Consider the following 12,243-nt stretch of genomic DNA (forward strand, 5'->3'; position numbering starts at 1 on the left):
TACTGAGAGCTTCCCAGTGCTTGAAGAAGCGAACAGCAACCCCAGCTCATGAGGGTTGTCTGATGGGGTACGAATACCAAGGCCAGCCAAGTGCTGGCTTTTCTTTTGGAGCAAGCCATGAGCCTAAGACGAAAGATAGCCCTGTGGCTGTGCCCTGAGTTGCGCCAACCCGAAGAGGCGCAATGCATAGGTAGCGCGCAGGCATGGGCCGAAAATGTGTCTGCGATGTCCACTCTGTGCAGGGAAAACGCCATTCATGCCCACCGGGAAGCAGACAAAGCAGCTTGGAAGGCAGAGGTGCTGGAGCAGCTGAAGACCATCAGCCAGGCAGTCATCGGCGTCACCGAGAACGGCAATGCCATGAAGGTGACCGTCCTCAAATAACCAGTTACCGCAGGGCAGGCTCTCCGCACACGCGACCTACACACTTGGAGCCTAGCCCCTGCGACCCGATAGGAGAGATACCCATGAGTGATCAAAGCCCAACCCTGAACACCTTCATGCAAGCGCTGGCCAGGGGCATTGCGGAGCGTGCCGAAATAGAGGTGGCAAGCGTGCTTGACAAGCTTGATTTGGTGAGCAAAGGCGTTGAAGAGGTGTCCAATGTTTACCATCTTCAACCCCTATGGCTTGGATTTCGGGAGCAGGTCGAGAACGAGGTGCGCAAGCGTGCAGAGCAGCGCATCACCAAAGAGATTGCATCCAAGCTGGTAATCGATGACTGCCCCAAGCAATGATCGATCCCGCCTGAGCAGCGGAGTATTCCGCGCTTGTGATCTTGTGACATTGCAGCGCCCACCTATGTTGGCCAAGGTCTGGCCTGGTAACCGCGTGCAGCTCGCATCCGGCGGTCCGGAGATGACCGTCATGGATGTGGCAGGGGATCAGGTGAGGTGCTGGTGGGATGCTGGAGACGGCACTACAGGCAAGCACACCTTTGATATAGCCCTGCTCACTTGCTATGGGGCGCGCTGACAGGAAGCAGACATGAGCCTGGACAAAGCAATCGCCTCAGGCAAAGAGCACCGCAAGGGGTACGCCGAGCGAGGCAAGCCAGGGCGGAATGACAGGACTTGTCGGCCGCACGGCGGTGGCTGCGCTCCCGCAATGGTCTGCACCTACTGTGAGCGCAACCGGCTGTTTCGACACCTGCGCCGGGTAGATGCAGTTGCTCGGACCCAAGAGGGTTGGGACCTGGAGGACTGAAGGGAATGCCAATGGCCAAGATCAAGACCATCCCTTCGCGCATCCGGATGGCGGACACGCGGCAAATCACCCGGGCCCCACGCATCGCTGCAACCCCGCGCACCCGTGGCCGCAAGTGGATGACGAAGCGGGATAGGTGGCTGCAGGCCAATCCACTGTGCTGCGACTGCCAGGCCGAGGGCAGGGTGACCGCTGGCCAGGAGGTGGATCACGTCATTCCTCTCTGGCAGGGTGGGGCAGACGACGAGAGCAACTATGCGACCCGGTGTATCCCGCACCACGCGGCCAAGACGAAGCGGGAAGCTGCAGAGAGAGCAAGAGGGCTATGAGATGAACTACACCACCACCTCCCGGGAACTGAAGGCGCGACTCAAGCGAGCGATCAAGGACGGGCTGCCGGACTGGGTGCAGGTCCACATTGAGTGCCGGATGGAATATGCCAAGCGCAAGTGGGAGGCATCCCGCGACAAGGCCCAAGCGAAGGAAGACCGGGACCACTGGTACAGCAAGGCGGTGAATGTGCTGCTGGGGCTGCACGATCTGCTGGGGGACTTCTCCAGACGAGCAGCTGCCCCCGCAGTGCCTGACCCATCCCCGCAGCCTGAGAACGCCGCTTGAGGCCTCCTGGCGAGCCGCAGGGGCGTGCCCGGCATGGGGGTACGGCACCAAAGGCTAGGAGCCTCCCGAAGGAAACCGCCCTGTTCCGCACGCGCAAGAAACTTGTCCCGTAATCAAATAAATCAAATGGAGTAGCTATGTCTGGAGCCAAAGGACGAAGCGGCGGTGCTCGTCCGGGCGCCGGCCGTCCACCCAAAGAGCCTGCTTACCTGAACCTAAGCGTGAACTACGACGACCCGTCCAAGTTCTTGAAGGCGGTAATGAACGACAGCGGCACCGAAGCCAAACTTCGGGTTGATGCCGCCAAGGCCCTGCTGTCTGCAGAGACTCGCAGGGCGGAAAACGGTGGGAAGCGGGCCGAAAAGGCATCTGCTGCCAAACGGGCATCTACTGGAAAGTACGCATCAGCGTCTGCGCCGCCCACAACGCATTGATTGAAGGGTTCGCATGCCTGAATGGACCACAGCTTGCCCGGACTGGGCGGAGCGGCTTAAAGACGGCCGCTCAATAATCCCTGCGCCCTTGTTTCCAGAGGAGGCCGAGGCGAATCTGGCGGTGATGCGAGATCTGCGCATTGTGGACGCGCCAGGCAGCCCCCGCATGGAGGATGCCTGCGGGCAATGGCTCTTTGATCTTGCCGGTTCGGTGTTTGGTGCCTATGACGCATCGACCGGGCGCCGGCTGATCAAAGAGTGGTTTGTGATGCTGCCGAAGAAGAACTTCAAATCCGGCCTGGCAGCTTCCATCATGCTCACGACCTTGATACGCAACTGGCGCAGGTCTGCTGAGTTCACGGTGCTGGCGCCAACCAAAGAAGTGGCGGACAACAGCTTTGTCCCGGCCAAGGATATGGTCCAGTTCCAGGAAGAGGACGAAGACGGCGAGTCATACAGCGAGCTGTCAGACCTCATCCATGTGCAGGACTCCCAGCGCATCCTGACCCACAGGGGCATGAATGCCAAGCTGAAGGTCATTGCTGCAGACACCAGCAGCGCCGCCGGCAAGAAGTCTGTGGGGGTGCTGGTTGAGGAGCTTTGGCTGTTCGGCAAGGTGCCCAAGGCGAAGGACATGCTGCGGGAGGCGACCGGTGGCCTGGCATCCCGGCCCGAGGGCTTCGTGATCTACATCACGACCCAGAGCGACGAGCCGCCCGCTGGCGTGTTCAAGGAAAAGCTGGAGTACGCCCGCAAGGTGCGCGACGGCGAGATCATCGACCCGCAGTTTGTGCCCATCTTGTTTGAGCACCCTCCGGAGATGGTCGAGTCTGGCGAGAGCCAGAAGCTGGAAAACCTGGCCCTGGTCAACCCGAACCTGGGTTACTCCGTGGACAGCGAATTTCATGAGCGGGAATACCGCAAGGCTGCGGAAGAGGGCGAGGCCTCGCTGAAGGGCTTTCTTGCCAAGTACGGCAATGTGGAGGTGGGCCTCAATCTGCGTTCTGACCGATGGAGCGGCGCTGACTTCTGGCTGGCTGCCGCGATCCCGGTTTTCTCACTGGAGGAATTGCTGGCGCGCAGCGAGGTGGTGACCGTCGGCATTGACGGCGGCGGCCTGGATGACTTGCTGGGCCTGTCGGTAATCGGCCGCGAGATCGACACAGGCAGATGGCTCGCTTGGGGCAGGGGATGGATTCATCCCATTGCCTTGGAGCGCCGCAAATCGGAGGCGGCACGCTATCAGGACTTCATCAAGACCGGCGATCTAGTGCTGGTGGCCAGGGTTGGCCAGGACGTTCAAGAGGTTGTCGCCCTTGTGGAGCAAATCGTGGATTCCGGCCTGCTGGACAAAGTGGGCGTTGACCGCCTGGGCCTGGGCGCTATCTATGACGCCCTGGTGGGGACTGACGATGAACCTGGCCCGGTGGAAGCCGCCCAGGTAGTGGCCATCCCGCAGGGTTACCAGCTCAATGGAGCGATCAAAACTGCCGAGCGCCATGTGGCTGCCAAGAAACTGGTGCATGGAGGCATCGCCTTGCTGGCCTGGTGCGTGGGTAACGCCAAGACGGTGCTGCAGGGCAACGCGGTGACGATCACCAAGGCCGCCAGCGGCGTCGGCAAGATCGACTTGCTGATGGCCCTTTTCGATGCTGTGTACCTCATGGCGCTTAATCCGGAGTCCAAGTCGGGCCCGGCCATTCAAACATTGGATTAGCCATGACGCAAACCTTTAATCTGACTGCCAACAGTCACGGCAGCCGGGTGCTGGGTGACTGGCTGGCGGCCCGCGAAGGCGGATTTGATCGAGCAGGCATCCTGGCTGCGGGCGAAATGCCACCCGGGTCCGTCTCCATGGGTGAGTTGGCCAACCTGCTTAGCGCTGCGCACCGTTCTGCATCGGGCGCGCACGTCACGCGAGAGTCGGCCATTCGTGTGTCGGTGGTTTATGCCGCTGTGGCCCTGGTTGCTGGCGCCATCGCATCGCTGCCAATCAGCATCCATGACCGCAAAACCCGGGATAAGGTGGATCACGACTACTGGTACATGCTCAACGAGAGCGCAGGCGGCCAGTGGACGGCCTTCACTTTCTGGGAATACCTCATGAGCTCCAAGCTCTTCGAGGGGGATGGGTTTGCTGAGCTGGTTCGCTCCAGCGTGCGCAGCTCCAAGGTGATCGCACTCAAGCCCCACCACCCGCTGAACGTGGACCCGTTCCGCAGTGGCGACAGGGTGTTGTATCGCATCACGCCATCGGACGGCGGGCCGCAGTACACGCTGGATAGCGCGGACATGGTTCACATCCCGAGCTTGGGGTTTGACGGTCTGCGCAGTCCCAGCCCGATCACCTTCGCCGGGCGCGAGGCCATCGGCGCGGCAATCGCTGCGCAGGATTACAGCAGCCGATTCTTTGCGGGTGGCGCCAATATTGACTACGCCTTGAAGACGCCAAGCCGCCTCAATGACAAGCAACTGCTGGAGCTCAAAGCTTCGCTGCTGGCGCGAGCCCAAAACGGCGGCCGGGGCCCACTGATCCTGTCGGGCGGTCTTGAGCCGGCGCAGTTGTCGATCAACAGCAAGGACGCGGAGATCCTGGCCACGCGGCTTTTTAGCGTGGAGGAAATCAGCCGCATCCTGGGCGTGCCGCCCCACATGATCGGCCATACCGACAAGCAAACCAGCTTCGGCACCGGTATCGAGCAGCAAGGCATAGCGTTTGTCCGGTACACGCTGCAGCGGCATCTGACGCCAATCAAGCAGGAGCTGAACCGCAAGCTCTGGCCGGTGCGTGAAGCGCTGTTTCTGGAGCATGTCATTGAGGCGCTGGAGCGTGCGGACCTGAAAACCCGCTACGACGCTTACCGTGTCGCCATGGGGCGGGCTGGTGAGCAGCCATTTATGAGTGCCGACGAAGTTCGGCGCAAAGAGAACATGCCGGCCAATGCGAACCTGCAGCGCAACCCAGGCAAAGACGACGGGAAGGGGAACAACGATGAATCGAAATAAGCTGCTGCAGTTCCTGCAGGACAACAAGCGCCAATACACGCCAATCGAGCAGCGGATTGTGGCCAAGGGCTCGCAAGCGGCCCTCTACCTCTACGACCCGATTGTGGGCGACCGGCTGACGGCCGAGTGGTGGGGTGGCATCTGCCCGCAGGACTTTGTGCCGGCGCTGCGCTCGCTGGACGCTGACGAGATCACCATTTACACCAACTGCCCTGGAGGTGACGTTTTCGCGGCCGAGGCCATGTGCCAGGCGCTGCGCGAGCACAAGGCCAAGATCATCATGCAAATCGAGGGCTACGCGGCCAGCGCCGCCACTGCCATCGCCTGCGCGTGTGACGAGGTGGTGGCCACGCAAGCCTCCAAGTACATGATCCATCAGACTTGGACCGTGGCAATGGGCAATGCTGATGACTTCGACCAAGTGGCCGAGCTGCTGCGCAAGTGTGACGGCACCATGTACGACGCATACGAGCAGCGCACCGGTCAAAAGCGTGAACAGATCGAGGCTTGGTGCAAGGCTGAAACGTGGTTCACGGCTGCCGAGGCAGTGAGCGCCGGTTTCGTGGACCGCGTGCTGGGTGTTGACGCCAAAGCCAGCGGCAAAGCGCTGCGCGGCTGGAACCTGTCCGCTTATGCCAATGCGCCCAAGGATCCTTGGCAGGGCCCGCAAGACAACGAGCAGGCGCCCGAGCCCAAGGCTGTGCAGCCACCCGAGAACACGACCCAATACATCACCGAGGATCACCGCGCGCGGCAGCAGCAGCGCTTGCGCCTCATGACCCGAATCTGAGCGCATCGCGCACCAGAGCCCAGCCGCCCACCAGGCGGCTTTTTTATTACTTGAAATGAGGTATATCCATGAGCAAACTCGCTCAACTCCGTGCGCGCCGCGATGCCAAGGCTAAAGATGCGCAGACCCTGAATGGCAAGTACAACGCAGACCAGCGCATGACGGCAGAAGATGCCAACGCCCTGGATACCGTGCTCAACGAGATCGAGGCCATCGATGCCGAGATCATCCGCGAGAACCGCGTGAACCAGGTCGCTGGCGACGAGCGCGCCGAGCATGAGGCCGCAATGAACGCCGCCACTGTGACCGGCGGCCGTTCTGACGAGTCCATGGCCCTGCGTGCCATGCTGTCCGGCGGTCTGTCGGCACTGTCGCCTGAGCAGCGCCAAGCCATGGCTGCGCGCCAGAATCCTGACATCCGCGCGGCAATGTCCACCACGACTGGCACCGAAGGCGGCTACACGGTGGCAACCGAGTACAACCGCCAGCTGATCGAAGCCATGAAGGAGATCGGCGGCGTGCGCCCCGTGGCTCACGTCTTCCAGACTGCCACCGGCGCCTCGATGAACTTTCCCACCGCCGATGCAACCGCAGAGGAGGGCGAGATCGTTGGTCAGAACCAGGCGGTGAGCAATGGCGAAACTACCTTCGGCAACGCAACCATGGACGTGTTCAAGTACTCGTCCAAGAAGATCGCGCTGCCCTTCGAGCTGCTGCAGGACTCCATGTTTAACCTGGAGGCCTACGTGCAAAAGCTGCTGTCGCTGCGCATCGGCCGCATCACCAACCGCCACTACACGGTTGGCACTGGCGTGAACCAGCCTCGCGGCCTCATCACCGCTGCTGCAGTGGGTAAAACCGCTGCTACTGGCGGCACGGTCACCATCACCTATGACGATCTGGTGGAGCTGGAGCACAGCGTGGACCCCGCTTATCGCACGCTGGCTCAGTACATGTTCCATGACGACTCGCTCAAGGTCCTGCGCAAGATCAAAGACGGTAACGGCCGCCCGATTTTTGTCCCTGGCTACGAGACTGGCAACCCTGGCGGCGCTCCTGATCGCATCATGGGCCGCACCTTCTCGATCAACCAGCACATGGCGCCGATGGCTGCCAATGCCAAGTCGATCGCGTTTGGCGACCTGAGCAAATACTTCGTGCGCGATGTGATGGACCTGACCGTGTTCCGCATGACCGATTCGGCTTTCACGCTGCTCGGCCAGGTGGGCTTCGTCGCCTTCATGCGCTCTGGCGGCAACCTGATCGATGTTGGCGGCGCCGTGAAGGTGTACCAGAACTCGGCCACCTGATGAACCCAGGCCCTGGCGACGGCCGGGGCCCCACCTGGAGGAATAGACATGGCAAAAGCCCAACCCAAGCCCACCACCGACGCGCCAGATGCTGGCGCATCGACAGGCGATCAAGGCGCATCCACTGAGCTGCAGGCCCTCGCTACGGCCGGGGCCCCACCTGCTGCAGGCAACCCGATGGCAGAGGCTCCGCCCACCAAGGTCGAGCGTTGCGCTGTTCGCGTGCTGGCCGCAGTGACCATCGCAGATGTGCGCTATCGACCTGGTGTGGTGATCGAAGGCATCCCCGTGGATCTGGCCGAGGCGCACGCCGGCAGTGTAGACGCTCACCCCGATGCGGTGGACTATGCGCGTTCGATCAATGCCGAGGTGCTGCAGTTCGAGCCTGAGCCCGATCCGGAGTAACCGATGCCGAAAATCACCCTTGAGCAGGCAAAGCTGCATCTGCGGGTAGATGGCCCTGAAGAGGATGCGCTGATCAACAGCTGGATCCTGGCGGCTTATCTGGCCATCGAGGGCAAGATTTTCCGCAAGGTGGTGGCCGAGGAGCCAGAGCCGGGTTCGCTGGATGTGCAGGTCGATGAGGCTATAAATTCCGCTGTGTTGCTGATCCTCGGCCACCTGCACGAGAACCGGGGCAGCGAATCGGTAGAGATGCCACAAGCCGCTCTCTGGCTGGTGACGCCCTATATCAACTATGCGGGAGGCGCATGACCACCATTGGCCAACTACGCGACCGCGTTACGATCCAGCGCCGGACTGGTGGCGCCAATGAGGTGGGTGAGCCCTTGCCTGAAGCATGGGAGGACTTCGCCTCCCTTTGGGCTTATGTGCGGCATCCTTCCGGCGTTGAGTCCATTCGCTCAGGCGCTGACACCTCGGTGGTTAAGGCCTCGGCGCGAATCCGCTGGCGCACCGATATCAATGCCGGAATGCGAATGGTCCACCTGGGCCAGAACTACGACATCGAGGCGGTGTTGCCTGGTCTGGATCGCAAGTTCACCGATCTGTCCTGCAAATTGGTGGTGTGACATGGTGCGCCGTAGCGATACAACGCTCAGCCGTAACGGCCAGCGCAAACTTGGCGGGCGCAACACCTTCACCATGGATTTGGACACCTCCGGGCTCAAGCAGTACCTGCAGCAGCTCGATGATGGGGTGAAGGAGGCAATTCGGCCAGCTGCTCAAGCGGCGGCACAGGTGGTGTATGACCGTGTGAAGCTCAACGTGCAGGGCATCGGCAAAGTGACTGGCAATCTGGACCGGTCTATCTACCAGGCCTTCAGTCCGGAAAAGTCCAAGACCGGCCGGCGCGCTGAGTATCACATCAGCTGGAACCACAAGAAGGCGCCGCATGGCCACCTGCTTGAGTACGGCTGGACACAGCGCTATGTGGCCGTCACCAACAAGCGGGGGCAGTGGGTAACGCTGGTACGCCCTGAAAAGGTCGGAACACCGAAGCCAAAGCGGCGCGCTTCACTCGCTGAGAAGGACGCTTATTACGTTCTGCGGCCTGGCGGCCCTAAGCAGCACCCGGCGACCGCGTTCATGCGCAGTGCATCAAGCGCTATGCCGGCCGCGCTGGCAGCGGCGCAAGAGTCGCTGATAGCTCGCATAAAGAAGGGGTGAGAAGTGCTAGAAATTGACCTCCAGGCCGTCTTGAAGACGGTTTGCCCTCAGGTTTTCATGCGCGTTGCGCCTTCGGGCACCAAAGGGCGCTACATCACCTGGCAGCACATCGGCGGCGATCCGATCATCTTCTTGGACAACAGCCAGGGAGATAAGCGCAATGCGCAGATGCAGATCAATGCCTATGATGGCACCGGCCTGGATGCGCTTCGCCTCCTGCAGGCCGCTCAGGCGGCAATGCTGGCGGCAACAGATAAGTTCGCGGCAAGCCCGCTATCGGAGCCCATCGCAGCGCTAGATGACGCTGATGACGTGCCAGGCTACCTGCAGTCGTACTCGATAACCGGGAAGCGATAGCAACCCACCCAGACACCGGCTTAGGCCGGTTTTTTTGTGCCCGTCATGGGCTGATCCCACCCGCAAAGCAATAGCCGAGCGGGTTTTTTCGTTCTTGAAAGGCCCAATTATGGCTATTCGTCTCCCTGACGGCGCAACCGTCGCAATCGCAACCGCCTACGGCGCGGTCAAAGCCGTAACCACCATCTCTAACGCCAGTCCGGCAGTGCTTACCTCTACGGCGCACGCGGTGCCCAACAACTCCTTCTTCGAGCTCAAGACGCCTTGGCAGAAGATCAGTGAGCGTATCTGGAAGGCTGCAAACGTGGCCGCCAATACGCTGGAGATCGCGGGCACCGACACCACCGACCTGAACCGCTTCCCAGCCAGCCCCACCGGCAGCACGCTGCGCGAGATCACGGCCTGGACGCAGATCTCGCAGATTCTGGATTACCAGACCTCTGGCGGCGACCAGCAGTTCTGGACCGGCTCCTTCCTGGAAGATGACTATGAGCGCCAGTTGCCCACGGTGACCAGCGCCCAATCCATCACCCTGGGCATCGGTGACGATCCGACCCTGGCTGGCTACCAAGCCTTGAAGCTGGCCGGTGAGCGCCGTGACATCCGCGCACTGAAAGTGACCCTGCCTGACGGCTCTGTGCTGCTCTACAACGGCTATGTGTCGTTCAACGAGAGCCCAACCCTCACCAAGGGCCAAGTGATGCAGGTGACTGCAACCTTCTCCCTGCAAGGCCGCCCAGTCCGCTACTAATCAGCGGCAACCCTCTGCACCGACCCAGCCGCTTCGCTCCTTTCAGTGGGGCGGGCGGCTGGGCACGGGCATTTCCCTTTTCCACTCCACTGAAAAACACAAATCATGGCAAAAATCGTACTGGGCAAGCGCCCCGAAACCATCACCGCAATCGTTGACATCCCGCTGGTGAGCGGCGAGAAGGCCAAAGTCTCCTGCCAGTTCAAATACCGCACCCGCCAGGAATTTGCCAAGTTCCTGGACGAGAACGCCGAGGCCAAGCCAGACGTTGGCACCGACGGAGAGAAGATCACCTTCGAGAGCCTGGCCGTCAAGGGCATGGCATCCAATGCTGCCCGGGCCCTGGAATTCCTCAAGGGCTGGAATCTGGAGGACATCGAGCTGACCCAGGACAACCTGGCGCAGCTTTTCAACGAAGAGCCAGCGGCCGGCGCTGCGTTGTGGGGCGCTTACCGTGCAGCTTGCACTGAGGGCTACCTGGGAAACTCCGAAGCGTAGCCCGGGCGAAGTACGAGGCGCCGCCCAGCGATGCAGAGCTGGCGGCCTTCGGCATGAAACGGTCGGACTATGCGCGAGATATCGTGCTGCTCTGGCCGGAAACTGAGCCAGTTTGGAGCCTTTGGGAGCAAATTCGCAACCAGTGGCGCGCTGGCGCAGTCGGTGCCTACGCCCTGGACTACAACGTGCTGTTCTACCAGCTCGACCGCATGGGCTTGCCGCCAGACGAGCACCAAGACCTGTTTGATGGCATCCGGGTGATTGAGGCCGAGGTTCTATCCATCTGGATGGAAGAGCGTGAGGCTGAAGAGAAGAAGCGAGCCAAGACGTAGCAATGCGTTACCATCAGCCGACTGACTTGGAGGGCCTCGTGAAAATCATTGTTCGGAATATCGTCATTGCGCTGGTACTGCTGGCTGGGGGCGCCTATGCGTACACAATTTATTTGGTGCACGCACTTAGACAGCCGGTACTGGAACAGCTGAAGGATCCAGACTCTGCCAAGTTCCGCAATGAAAAGGTGCATGGTGGCTGGACCGTGGGGACCAGCTTTCTATGCGGTGAAGTAAATGCAAAGACTCCCATGGGTGGCTACGCAGGCTATAAGAAATTTTGGGCTCTTAAAGGTAAGGCTGCCGACTTGGAATCAGAAATTCTGAACGCAGACTACATCAATTCCCAATGCGCTGATTAAACAGCAGCACACTCGACAGCCCTCTGTAAATCAGAGGGCTTTTTAATATCAGGCTCGCTTCGGCGGGCCTTTTCTATTGGTGGCGCAGCATGTCAACTGAGAATCAAAAATTCGGCTTTACGGTTGCTGCTGAGAACGAATCCTCGCAGACCTTCCAGCAGATCGGCAATGACGCCGACAAGATGGCCAACAAGGTCAATCAGGCAGGCCAGAAAGCTGCTGAAGGCGTGGGTGCCATTGGTGCGGGCGCAGAAGACGCAGCGGAAAAGCTGACTCGCGCCGAGACCCGCATTGCGGCTGCTATGCGCAAGGCCACCGAAGAGACTCAGCTGGCCGCGCAGGCCGCCAAGAGCCTCTCTGGCAGCTTCGAGCTCAAGATGGATATGCGTGGCATGGACGCCTCGCGCCTGCAACCGTACATCCAGGCTCTGCGGGATGCTGAGAGCCAGCTGTCGGTGTTCAAAGCCGCAGAAGCTGAACTAGGCCGCCAGAACGTTTTTGCAGAGAAGCACCGTCAGGCCCAGCAGCTGGCTAAAGACGCTGAGTATGTGCGCTTCTGGACTCAAGAGATTGAGCGCAGCACTGCAGCAGAGAAGAAGGCTGCCAGTGAGACCGCGTTCCTGCAGTCTCTGCGCGAGCAGTCGAATGCCATTGGCAAGACCCGCGCCGATCTGTTGGAGCTGCAAGCCGCTCAGATGGGTGTCGCCACCCAAGCCGCGCCTATGATCGCCAAGCTGCGCGAAGCAGAGGGCGGAGTGGGCAAGGTGGGAATGAGTGCGGCTGCGATGAGCGCTGCCTTGCGTAATGTGCCCGCACAGTTCACTGACATCGTGGTGAGCTTGCAGGCCGGTCAGGCACCTTTGACCGTTCTGCTGCAGCAGGGCGGCCAGTTGAGGGATATGTTTGGCGGGGCGGGGAATGCTGCCAAAGCGCTGGGCGGCTATGTGTTG

Annotated in this window: 20 protein-coding genes; all 20 read left to right on the plus strand. The window is 60.8% G+C overall.

Features of this window, described 5'->3' with window-relative positions; translation table 11 throughout:
* Positions 1-117: 117 nt before the first annotated feature.
* Positions 118-384 (plus strand): hypothetical protein, encoded by a 267-nt coding sequence (locus ACCQ08_RS19485; RefSeq protein WP_373450710.1) that lies wholly within the window; start codon positions 118-120, stop codon positions 382-384.
* Positions 385-467: 83 nt separating this feature from the next.
* Positions 468-737 carry a hypothetical protein gene (locus ACCQ08_RS19490; protein WP_373450711.1) on the plus strand — a complete coding sequence of 90 codons (270 nt, stop codon included), beginning with the start codon at positions 468-470 and terminating at the stop codon, positions 735-737.
* Between the two features lie 64 nt (positions 738-801).
* A complete protein-coding gene (locus ACCQ08_RS19495) occupies positions 802-975 on the plus strand; it encodes a DUF2158 domain-containing protein (protein ID WP_373450712.1) in 174 nt (57 codons plus the stop codon).
* Positions 976-1,325: 350 nt separating this feature from the next.
* Complete coding sequence (locus ACCQ08_RS19500) at positions 1,326-1,535, plus strand: HNH endonuclease (protein WP_373450733.1); 210 nt, start codon at positions 1,326-1,328, stop codon at positions 1,533-1,535.
* 1 nt (position 1,536) lies between these two features.
* Entirely contained in the window at positions 1,537-1,824 is a 288-nt protein-coding gene (locus ACCQ08_RS19505) for a hypothetical protein (RefSeq protein WP_373450713.1), read from the plus strand.
* A gap of 221 nt (positions 1,825-2,045) precedes the next feature.
* Positions 2,046-2,258 carry a hypothetical protein gene (locus ACCQ08_RS19510; protein ID WP_373450714.1) on the plus strand — a complete coding sequence of 71 codons (213 nt, stop codon included), beginning with the start codon at positions 2,046-2,048 and terminating at the stop codon, positions 2,256-2,258.
* 13 nt (positions 2,259-2,271) lie between these two features.
* The gene (locus ACCQ08_RS19515) at positions 2,272-3,975 is read left to right on the plus strand and encodes a terminase large subunit (protein ID WP_373450715.1); all 1,704 of its coding nucleotides are present in this window, start codon (positions 2,272-2,274) and stop codon (positions 3,973-3,975) included.
* A gap of 2 nt (positions 3,976-3,977) precedes the next feature.
* Positions 3,978-5,264, plus strand: a complete 1,287-nt coding sequence (locus ACCQ08_RS19520; protein ID WP_373450716.1) for a phage portal protein — start codon at positions 3,978-3,980, stop codon at positions 5,262-5,264.
* Positions 5,251-6,054, plus strand: a complete 804-nt coding sequence (locus ACCQ08_RS19525; RefSeq protein ID WP_373450717.1) for a head maturation protease, ClpP-related — start codon at positions 5,251-5,253, stop codon at positions 6,052-6,054. The genes ACCQ08_RS19520 and ACCQ08_RS19525 overlap by 14 nt, the downstream gene beginning before the upstream one ends.
* 68 nt (positions 6,055-6,122) lie before the next feature.
* Positions 6,123-7,364: a phage major capsid protein gene (locus ACCQ08_RS19530; protein ID WP_373450718.1), complete on the plus strand. Its 1,242-nt coding sequence runs from the start codon at positions 6,123-6,125 to the stop codon at positions 7,362-7,364.
* A gap of 48 nt (positions 7,365-7,412) precedes the next feature.
* Positions 7,413-7,769, plus strand: coding sequence for a hypothetical protein (locus tag ACCQ08_RS19535; protein ID WP_373450719.1), 357 nt, complete (start codon positions 7,413-7,415; stop codon positions 7,767-7,769).
* Between the two features lie 3 nt (positions 7,770-7,772).
* Complete coding sequence (locus tag ACCQ08_RS19540) at positions 7,773-8,078, plus strand: head-tail connector protein (RefSeq protein ID WP_373450720.1); 306 nt, start codon at positions 7,773-7,775, stop codon at positions 8,076-8,078.
* The gene (locus ACCQ08_RS19545) at positions 8,075-8,395 is read left to right on the plus strand and encodes a phage head closure protein (RefSeq protein ID WP_373450721.1); all 321 of its coding nucleotides are present in this window, start codon (positions 8,075-8,077) and stop codon (positions 8,393-8,395) included. The genes ACCQ08_RS19540 and ACCQ08_RS19545 overlap by 4 nt, the downstream gene beginning before the upstream one ends.
* 1 nt (position 8,396) lies before the next feature.
* The gene (locus ACCQ08_RS19550) at positions 8,397-8,993 is read left to right on the plus strand and encodes an HK97 gp10 family phage protein (RefSeq protein ID WP_373450722.1); all 597 of its coding nucleotides are present in this window, start codon (positions 8,397-8,399) and stop codon (positions 8,991-8,993) included.
* Between the two features lie 3 nt (positions 8,994-8,996).
* On the plus strand, positions 8,997-9,350 hold the full coding sequence (locus ACCQ08_RS19555; RefSeq protein ID WP_373450723.1) for a DUF3168 domain-containing protein: 354 nt from the start codon (positions 8,997-8,999) through the stop codon (positions 9,348-9,350).
* Between the two features lie 109 nt (positions 9,351-9,459).
* Positions 9,460-10,101 carry a phage tail protein gene (locus ACCQ08_RS19560; RefSeq protein ID WP_373450724.1) on the plus strand — a complete coding sequence of 214 codons (642 nt, stop codon included), beginning with the start codon at positions 9,460-9,462 and terminating at the stop codon, positions 10,099-10,101.
* Between the two features lie 105 nt (positions 10,102-10,206).
* Positions 10,207-10,599 (plus strand): phage tail assembly chaperone, encoded by a 393-nt coding sequence (locus tag ACCQ08_RS19565; protein ID WP_373450725.1) that lies wholly within the window; start codon positions 10,207-10,209, stop codon positions 10,597-10,599.
* Between the two features lie 53 nt (positions 10,600-10,652).
* Positions 10,653-10,931: a DUF1799 domain-containing protein gene (locus ACCQ08_RS19570; RefSeq protein ID WP_373450726.1), complete on the plus strand. Its 279-nt coding sequence runs from the start codon at positions 10,653-10,655 to the stop codon at positions 10,929-10,931.
* 38 nt (positions 10,932-10,969) lie between these two features.
* Positions 10,970-11,293, plus strand: coding sequence for a hypothetical protein (locus ACCQ08_RS19575; RefSeq protein ID WP_373450727.1), 324 nt, complete (start codon positions 10,970-10,972; stop codon positions 11,291-11,293).
* A gap of 89 nt (positions 11,294-11,382) precedes the next feature.
* Positions 11,383-12,243: phage tail length tape measure family protein (locus ACCQ08_RS19580; RefSeq protein ID WP_373450728.1), on the plus strand; the 861-nt coding region annotated here is incomplete at its 3' end.

The sequence above is a fragment of the Comamonas sp. SY3 genome (assembly GCF_041730275.1).
GTDB lineage: Bacteria > Pseudomonadota > Gammaproteobacteria > Burkholderiales > Burkholderiaceae_C > Comamonas > Comamonas sediminis.

Bases quoted from the DNA above. Each gene is read 5' to 3' on its own strand.
- ACCQ08_RS19485 (WP_373450710.1), top strand. From the start codon at position 118: ATGAGCCTAAGACGAAAGATAGCCCTGTGGCTGTGCCCTGAGTTGCGC.
- ACCQ08_RS19490 (WP_373450711.1), top strand. From the start codon at position 468: ATGAGTGATCAAAGCCCAACCCTGAACACCTTCATGCAAGCGCTGGCC.
- ACCQ08_RS19495 (WP_373450712.1), top strand. From the start codon at position 802: ATGTTGGCCAAGGTCTGGCCTGGTAACCGCGTGCAGCTCGCATCCGGC.
- ACCQ08_RS19500 (WP_373450733.1), top strand. From the start codon at position 1,326: ATGACGAAGCGGGATAGGTGGCTGCAGGCCAATCCACTGTGCTGCGAC.
- ACCQ08_RS19505 (WP_373450713.1), top strand. From the start codon at position 1,537: ATGAACTACACCACCACCTCCCGGGAACTGAAGGCGCGACTCAAGCGA.
- ACCQ08_RS19515 (WP_373450715.1), top strand. From the start codon at position 2,272: ATGCCTGAATGGACCACAGCTTGCCCGGACTGGGCGGAGCGGCTTAAA.
- ACCQ08_RS19520 (WP_373450716.1), top strand. From the start codon at position 3,978: ATGACGCAAACCTTTAATCTGACTGCCAACAGTCACGGCAGCCGGGTG.
- ACCQ08_RS19525 (WP_373450717.1), top strand. From the start codon at position 5,251: ATGAATCGAAATAAGCTGCTGCAGTTCCTGCAGGACAACAAGCGCCAA.
- ACCQ08_RS19530 (WP_373450718.1), top strand. From the start codon at position 6,123: ATGAGCAAACTCGCTCAACTCCGTGCGCGCCGCGATGCCAAGGCTAAA.
- ACCQ08_RS19535 (WP_373450719.1), top strand. From the start codon at position 7,413: ATGGCAAAAGCCCAACCCAAGCCCACCACCGACGCGCCAGATGCTGGC.
- ACCQ08_RS19540 (WP_373450720.1), top strand. From the start codon at position 7,773: ATGCCGAAAATCACCCTTGAGCAGGCAAAGCTGCATCTGCGGGTAGAT.
- ACCQ08_RS19545 (WP_373450721.1), top strand. From the start codon at position 8,075: ATGACCACCATTGGCCAACTACGCGACCGCGTTACGATCCAGCGCCGG.
- ACCQ08_RS19550 (WP_373450722.1), top strand. From the start codon at position 8,397: ATGGTGCGCCGTAGCGATACAACGCTCAGCCGTAACGGCCAGCGCAAA.
- ACCQ08_RS19560 (WP_373450724.1), top strand. From the start codon at position 9,460: ATGGCTATTCGTCTCCCTGACGGCGCAACCGTCGCAATCGCAACCGCC.
- ACCQ08_RS19565 (WP_373450725.1), top strand. From the start codon at position 10,207: ATGGCAAAAATCGTACTGGGCAAGCGCCCCGAAACCATCACCGCAATC.
- ACCQ08_RS19570 (WP_373450726.1), top strand. From the start codon at position 10,653: ATGAAACGGTCGGACTATGCGCGAGATATCGTGCTGCTCTGGCCGGAA.